The following is a 7,269-nucleotide window of genomic DNA, read 5'->3' as shown; positions in this document are numbered from 1 at the left end:
GGCAGAAGAAGAGACAAAAGCTCTGCTGCCAAGCGGGTGAGGAAACCCCACCCGCCTACGCGGTGGGGTAGTTCATTAACATGGTAGATGCCTTGGGTGCCTGCGAGCGCATTCTCATGACCCCAATGCCCATTGCCTATGCCCTCCATCTGAAGCAGTTATTGCTGCTTTATTGTTTGTCTTTGCCGTTTCAGATGGTGGAGGGCTTGGGTTGGATGACCGGCCCCATTGTCGGGCTGTTGGCCTTTATGCTGTTTGGCGTCGAGGAGATCGGCATTGAAATTGAGAACCCCTTCGGACGGGATCCAAACGACCTGCCCCTTGATGTGATTTGCAGTAAGATGAAGCGGAATATCGCCGATTTGATCCAGTCTGCCCAGGACAACCATGGGTTATCTCATGAACAAACTTAGGTTGCTCTGGGAAAGGCAGGGCTTCCCGCCGATTAAGCTAAAGCGATCCCGCTTCTCCCCAAAATTGTTGGGTGGGGAGATTGGCCTAGGCAACTTTCTGGGATCTGGACAACAAGGGATCCCACCTCGGCGCCGGGAATGATACCTTGAGGAGGGTAGGATATTGACGAGAACGACTGCCATGCTGAAATGTACCACTCGCCACGTTCACATCTTTGCTGGCGAGGTAACTGCTGATAACCACTTTGTGCCCCGCGACGATCTGCTTACTCTTGATGTGGATCCGGATAACGAGCTGGTCTGGAACGATGCCGCCCTGCAGAAGGTCTATGCCCGCTTTGAGGAATTGGTGGAAGAGTACAGGGGCCGGGATCTGACCGAGTACAACCTACGGCGTATCGGGTCTGACCTGGAACACTTCATTCGCTCTCTCCTCAAGCAGGGGGAGATTGCCTACAACCTGCAGGGGCGTACTCCCAACTACAGCATGGGCTTCCCCCAGATCCCTGCCGAAGGGATCGTCGGCCAGTACATCCCCAAAGGCTAGCCCTCTTCGCCATTCTGGACAGATCTAGCCCATTTGAGTCTGTAGCCCAACTTACTTGTTGTCGGAGCACCGATCCATGTCTGGAGAACCCACCCCTCAAGAGACCACTGGCGAAAAGTCGGCCCCTGTCGAGGTCGCTAATCCTGCTACTGGGGCGACTGGCTCCGCCAAAGCCGCGGCGAAAAAACCAGCCAAGGAAGAGAAGCCTTTTGAGCAACTGATTGCAGAAGACGTGATCCCAGCAACCATCGCCGCTTTTGAGAAACGCGGCGTCAACGATCTGCAACTGCGGCTGGAGGGCAAGACGCTGGTCGGCTCATTTGCCGGCGGCAAGAAGCAGTTTAGCGTCCTCTTTGCTGAGGGATCCCTCAACGGGCCCAAGTTCTTCCGCTGTGCTGTTGAAGGATCCCCGGCCAGCACCCTCGAGTCTTTTATGATCGACGAGCGCCGCGTCGACGTGAACCTGTTTGTTTTCTATCTGGTGCAGCGCCTCTACGCCCAGCAGTGGTATTGAGGGATCCAAGCTCCTAGATAGCCCAGCCAAATCGCGCCTGTTCTGCCAGAAGGGATCCCTATTCGGGGATCCCTTTTCGCTGAGGCGGGGGATGGGCTAGCGAAGCCAAAAGAGATTATCTTTTGTGAAGAAAAGTAAGGCGGTGCTACGGGAGATCTCGAAATGTACATCGTGCAGATTGCGTCGGAATGTGCCCCCGTCATTAAGGCGGGTGGGCTAGGGGATGTGGTGTACGGCCTCAGCCGGGAGCTAGAAGTGCGGGGGCACTGTGTCGAGCTGGTTTTGCCCAAGTACGACACCATGCGCTACGACCAGATCTGGGGCTTGCACGATGCCTACCGCGACCTCTGGGTGCCCTGGTATGGGGGAGCCATCCACTGCTCGGTGTACTGCGGCTGGGTACATGGACGCCTTTGCTTTTTTATTGAGCCCCACTCCGGCGACAACTTCTTCAATCGCGGCTGCTACTATGGTTGCCCAGACGACAACATGCGCTTTGCTTTTTTCAGCAAGGCAGCTTTGGAGTTTCTCCTCAAAAGCAACAAGCGCCCCGACATCATCCACTGTCACGACTGGCAGACAGGACTGGTGCCGGTACTGCTCTTTGAGATCTACAAGTACCACGGCATGGAAAACCAGCGGGTATGCTACACCATCCACAACTTCAAGCACCAGGGCTTTGGCGGCCCGGAAATTCTTTGGGCCACTGGCCTCAATCGGGAGCCCTATTACTTCCACTACGATCGTCTGCGAGATAACTTTAACCCCTTTGCCCTCAACTTTATGAAGGGCGGGATCGTCTTTTCCAACTTTGTCACCACGGTTTCTCCCAACCACGCCCTGGAAGTGCGATTTGGCGATTACGGCTATGGGCTGGGTCACACGCTTTATTTACACCAGCACAAGTTTCGCGGCGTCCTGAACGGCATCGATTACGATATTTGGAACCCTGAGATCGACCGCTTTATTCCTTTTCGCTACACAGCGCAAACCTTGGAAAACAAGGCCAAAAACAAAAGAGCCCTGCGGGAACGGCTGCTGTTGCAAGATGTCGAAAAGCCGATTGTGGCCTATATCGGACGCCTCGATGAACAGAAAGGCGTGCATCTGGTGCACCACGCCATCTACCGCTCCCTGTTCAAAAATGCCCAGTTTGTTCTCCTGGGATCCGCCACGGAGCCGGGGATCGGCGCCTGGTTTGCCCATGAGAAACGCTACCTCAACGACAACCCCGACGTTCACATCGAGCTGGGTTTCAACGAAGAACTTTCCCACCTCATCTATGCAGGGGCAGACATCCTGGTGGTGCCCAGCCACTACGAGCCCTGCGGCCTCACCCAGATGATCGGCCTCAAGTACGGCACAGTTCCGGTGGTGAGGGGCGTGGGCGGCCTGGTGGATACCGTTTTTGACCGCGACTACGACAGTTGCAAATTGCCTGAGCAACGCAATGGCTACGTCTTCTACCACACGGATCACGCAGCCCTAGAGTCGGCGTTGGATCGGGCCATCGACCTGTGGTACACCGCCCCCGACCAGTTTCGCCAACTGCAGATCCAGGGCATGAGCTACGACTACTCCTGGAACTACCCCGGCAAAGAATACCTGGAGATCTACGACCAAATTCGCCACCGCTGGTCCTGACCAACATCCCCCCGCCGCCCGGCGGCCACCAGCGATCCCCAGCGATCCCAGCGCTTGACCGCGAGGGAGAAATGCTGGACGATAGGTAGCAATGCTGCTCTTAACCTTCCCTACAGATTGATTGCTGGGGAAGGAAGGCTTGCTCCCTTATCTTCTCCCACCTGAGGATCCCTAGCCGCCATGATAGGCTATCTTGCCTTGGTACTCCACGCACACCTGCCCTTTGTGCGCCACCCCGAGCAGGACTTTGTGCTGGAAGAAGAGTGGCTCTACGAAGCCATCACCGAGACCTATGTCCCGCTGCTGCACATGTTCGAGGGGCTGCGGCGAGATGGCATCGACTTTCGCTTCACCATGTCTCTGACGCCGCCGCTGGTGTCGATGCTGCGGGATCCCTTGCTGCAGGAGCGCTACGACCACTATCTAACCAAGGTGGAAGAGCTGGCCCAACTGGAGTACGACAAGAACGCCACCAACGGCCACATTCGCTACCTAGCCGAGCACTACATCAAGCAATTTGCCATGGTCCGCGATCTCTGGGAGCGCTACGACCGAGACCTGGTGCGGGCCTTCAAACAGTTTCAGGACAGCGGCAACTTGGAGATCATCACCTGCGCCGCTACCCACGGCTACCTGCCCCTGATGCAGATGTACCCGCAGGCGGTTTGGGCGCAGCTGATTGTGGCCTGCGAGCACTACAACGAGCACTTTGGCCAATGGCCGCGGGGGATCTGGCTGCCGGAATGCGCCTACTACCAAGGGCTGGAGCGGATGATTGCCGATGCTGGCCTGCGCTACATGATCACCGACGCCCACGGCCTGCTCTATGCCAAGCCACGGCCCCGTTACGGCATGTACGCCCCCATCTTTACCGAGACCGGTGTTGCCGTCTTCGGTCGGGATCACGAGTCTTCCCAACAGGTGTGGTCGGCGGAGGTGGGCTACCCCGGGGATCCCGTCTATCGCGAGTTCTACAAAGACCTAGGGTATGAGGCCGACTACGAATACATCAAGCCCTACATCATGCCCAACGGCCAGCGGAAAAACACCGGCATCAAGTACCATCGCATCACGGGGCGCAACCTAGATCTGGGGCAAAAGCAACTTTACGATCCCTACTGGGCCAGGGAGAAGGCGGCAGAACATGCGGGCAACTTCATGTTCAACCGCCAGCGACAGATCGAATATCTGCACAGCGTCATGGGGCGCCCGCCGCTGGTGGTGGCTCCCTACGATGCTGAGCTGTTCGGCCATTGGTGGTACGAGGGCCCCTGGTTTTTGGATTTTCTCATTCGCAAGAGCTACTTCGACCAAACCACCTATCGCATGACCCACCTGGCGGAGTACTTGCGGGAGAACCCCACCCAACAGGTGTGCAAACCGGCCCAATCCAGTTGGGGGGCGCGCGGCTTCCACGAGTACTGGCTCAACCCCACCAACGCCTGGATCTATCCCCACTTGCACAAGGCCACCGAGCGGATGATCGAGCTGAGCCGCCGTGAGCCCGCCGATGACCTGGAGTGGCGAGCCCTGAACCAGGCGGCGCGGGAAGTGCTGTTGGCCCAATCTTCCGACTGGGCCTTCATCATGCGCACGGGGACGATGGTTCCCTATGCCGTACGTCGCACCAAGTCCCACCTGCTGCGCTTCAATCACCTCTACGAGAAGATCCAAGCCGGTCAGTTTCGGCGAGAAAAAGCCACCCCCGAAGACGAGCAGTGGCTGGCCAAGGTGGAGTATATGGACAACATCTTCCCCAATATCAACTACCGAGTCTACCGGCCCCTCTAACCATTGGGCAAGGCCAGAACCTGTTGGCAATCTCCAGTCGCAGCGTGGGGAAAAAGAATTTCGGACTACCTGGGCCGCACTCGCCTCTCTTCTTAGATCTTCTTGGACGATGGTCTGGGGGCAGTCGCGGCAGCGGTGCGCCCAGGAAGTGTTTTCTTCAATCTGGTTTGAAACGGCTGCAGTATCTCTGCGGGCTTTCCGCTGCCGAGGGCGGGCCTTATTGCAAATCTTCTCAGAGAACTTGGGATCCCAACTTCCCTGCCTTGATGGCCAGCCCTGCCGGTTCTAGAGCTTGGTGCCGCACTCGGCGCAGAACTTGTGCAAGCTAGGATTTTTGGCGCCGCAGTTGGGGCAGTAAATAAGCTCGGCAGCCTGTTCCAGTTGCCGCTTTTCCGGCAGCCCAATCATCTGGTAGTTGGCTTTGCCGGCAGGCACCATCGGGTAGCAGTTCTCATCCCGCTTGACCACAAAATCGGCCAGCACCGGCCCCTCGTGGCGCAGCATCTCTTGGATGGCATCGTCCACTTGATCGGGGTGATCGACGCGCATGCCCTTGACGCCAAAGGCTTCGGCCAGCTTGACAAAATCCGGCATGCCCGCAGCCATATCGGAGTGGGAATAGCGCTCGCCGTGGAAGGCCTGCTGCCACTGGCGCACCATGCCCTGCCAGCCATTGTTGATGATGGCCACCTTGGTGGCAATGCCGTACTGGGCCACCGTGCCCAGCTCCTGCATGTTCATCTGAAAGCTAGCATCGCCGCTGATGCAGATCACCTCGGCATGAGGCAAGGCCACTTTGACCCCCATGGCTGCCGGGAAGCCGTAGCCCATGGTGCCCAGGCCAGAGCTGGAGATCCACTGGCGCGGCCCGTTGCGCAGAAACTGCGCCGCCCACATTTGGTGCTGACCGACATCGGTGGTGTAGTAGGCGTGGGGAGCATGGCGACGAAACGCATCGATCACCTGCTGCGGGGCGATCACACCCTCATAGCGGGGCACCTGCAGAGGGTAGTCCCGCTTCCAGCGCTCGATCCGCTCCAGCCAAGCCTGTGTCTGGCCAGGGGTGTGGGGCATTTTGCTCAGTTGCGCCAACAGCTCCACCAAAACGGTGCGCACATCTCCCACAATCGGCACGTCCGGAGCGCGGTTTTTGCCCACCTCTGCCGGGTCAATGTCGATGTGGATCACCTTGGCGTGCTTGGCAAATTCGTCTAGCTTGCCGGTTACGCGGTCGTCGAAGCGGGCCCCCACTGCAATCAGCAGGTCGCACTCGGTAACGGCAAAGTTGGCGTAGGCAGTGCCGTGCATGCCCAGCATCCCCACCGAGAGGGGATCGTTCTCATCGAAGGCCCCCTTGCCCATGAGGGTGGTGGTCACCGGGATCTGATAGGTGTGGGCCAGCTCGGCAATTTCGGCGTGGGCCCCAGAGATGATGGCCCCGCCGCCCACGTAGAGCAGGGGACGCTTGGCCTGCAGAATCAGCTTGGCCGCCGCGTGGATCTGGCGAGGGTTGCCCCGCACCGTGGGCCGGTAGCCGGGGATGTTGACTTCGCTAACCGGCTGGTAGTCGAACTCTTCCAGGCCCACATCTTTCGGAATGTCGATCAGCACCGGCCCTGGCCGCCCGGTGCCGGCAATGTGAAAAGCCTCGGCCACAATCCGAGACATTTGACGCGGATCCCGCACCACGTAGGAGTGCTTGACGATGGGCAGGGTGATGCCAAAGATGTCGGTCTCCTGAAAGCCGTCGGTACCGATCAAATGGCGGGGCACCTGGCCGGTGATCACCACCATGGGCACAGAGTCCATCATGGCGTTGGCGATGCCCGTCACCAGGTTGGTCGCCCCTGGCCCCGAGGTGGCGAAGCACACGCCCACCTTGCCGGTGGCGCGGGCGTAGCCATCGGCAGCATGGGCCGCGGCCTGTTCGTGGCGGACTAGGAAATGTTTGAGTAGACCTTGGGATTCGGCTTTGTACAGCTCGTCGTAGATGGGCAGGATCGCTCCTCCCGGATAGCCGAAAATGTGCTGCACCCCCTGTCGATGCAGGCTATCCACCAGTGCATAGGCCCCTGTTGCCACGATATCTTCTCCCCCCTGAAGACGACCGAGCACTCAACCTGGAGCGGCTGAGTCAGAAGACTGGCCAGCTTTTTGGATTGTGTATTTAGTTCAACAGTTTAGCAGGTGTTTGCTGTGCAAAGTTGGGATTTGCCTGGGGGGTAGCCCTTTTCTCCGGCAGAACCGGTTTTTCCTCCACCCTGCCTTTGCCTTGGAGAACTCTATGAACTACCCCACCGCGCAGGCGGGTGGGGTTTCCCCATCCGCTTGACAGCAGAGCTTTTGTCTCTTCTTCTGCC

General features: G+C 58.4%; 6 protein-coding genes. 5 read left to right on the top strand and 1 reads right to left on the bottom strand.

Features of this window, described 5'->3' with window-relative positions; translation table 11 throughout:
* The first annotated feature begins 80 nt into the window (after positions 1-80).
* From NW845_RS11840 to NW845_RS11820, 5 genes are all read left to right on the top strand, one after another.
* Positions 81-413, top strand: coding sequence for a bestrophin family ion channel (locus tag NW845_RS11840; protein ID WP_414378682.1), 333 nt, complete (start codon positions 81-83; stop codon positions 411-413).
* A gap of 181 nt (positions 414-594) precedes the next feature.
* Positions 595-960 carry an NAD(P)H-quinone oxidoreductase subunit M gene (locus NW845_RS11835; RefSeq protein WP_414363917.1) on the top strand — a complete coding sequence of 122 codons (366 nt, stop codon included), beginning with the start codon at positions 595-597 and terminating at the stop codon, positions 958-960.
* 76 nt (positions 961-1,036) lie between these two features.
* Positions 1,037-1,474, top strand: coding sequence for a DUF2996 domain-containing protein (locus NW845_RS11830; RefSeq protein WP_414363881.1), 438 nt, complete (start codon positions 1,037-1,039; stop codon positions 1,472-1,474).
* Between the two features lie 162 nt (positions 1,475-1,636).
* Positions 1,637-3,118 (top strand): glycogen synthase GlgA, encoded by a 1,482-nt coding sequence (glgA, locus tag NW845_RS11825; protein WP_414335696.1) that lies wholly within the window; start codon positions 1,637-1,639, stop codon positions 3,116-3,118.
* A 180-nt stretch (positions 3,119-3,298) separates the two neighbouring features.
* Entirely contained in the window at positions 3,299-4,909 is a 1,611-nt protein-coding gene (locus NW845_RS11820) for a glycoside hydrolase family 57 protein (protein ID WP_414371100.1), read from the top strand.
* 285 nt (positions 4,910-5,194) lie between these two features.
* Here the strand turns inward: NW845_RS11820 and ilvB are convergent, their stop codons facing one another.
* The gene (gene ilvB, locus NW845_RS11815) at positions 5,195-6,991 is read right to left on the bottom strand and encodes a biosynthetic-type acetolactate synthase large subunit (RefSeq protein ID WP_414363916.1); all 1,797 of its coding nucleotides are present in this window, start codon (positions 6,989-6,991) and stop codon (positions 5,195-5,197) included.
* Between the last annotated feature and the right edge of the window lie 278 nt (positions 6,992-7,269).

This window comes from Synechococcus sp. H60.2 (assembly GCF_047462315.1).
In the GTDB taxonomy this organism is placed as follows: domain Bacteria; phylum Cyanobacteriota; class Cyanobacteriia; order Thermostichales; family Thermostichaceae; genus Thermostichus.
Note: the sequence above shows the minus strand (reverse complement) of the source record. Positions and strands in the feature narration are given on the sequence as shown.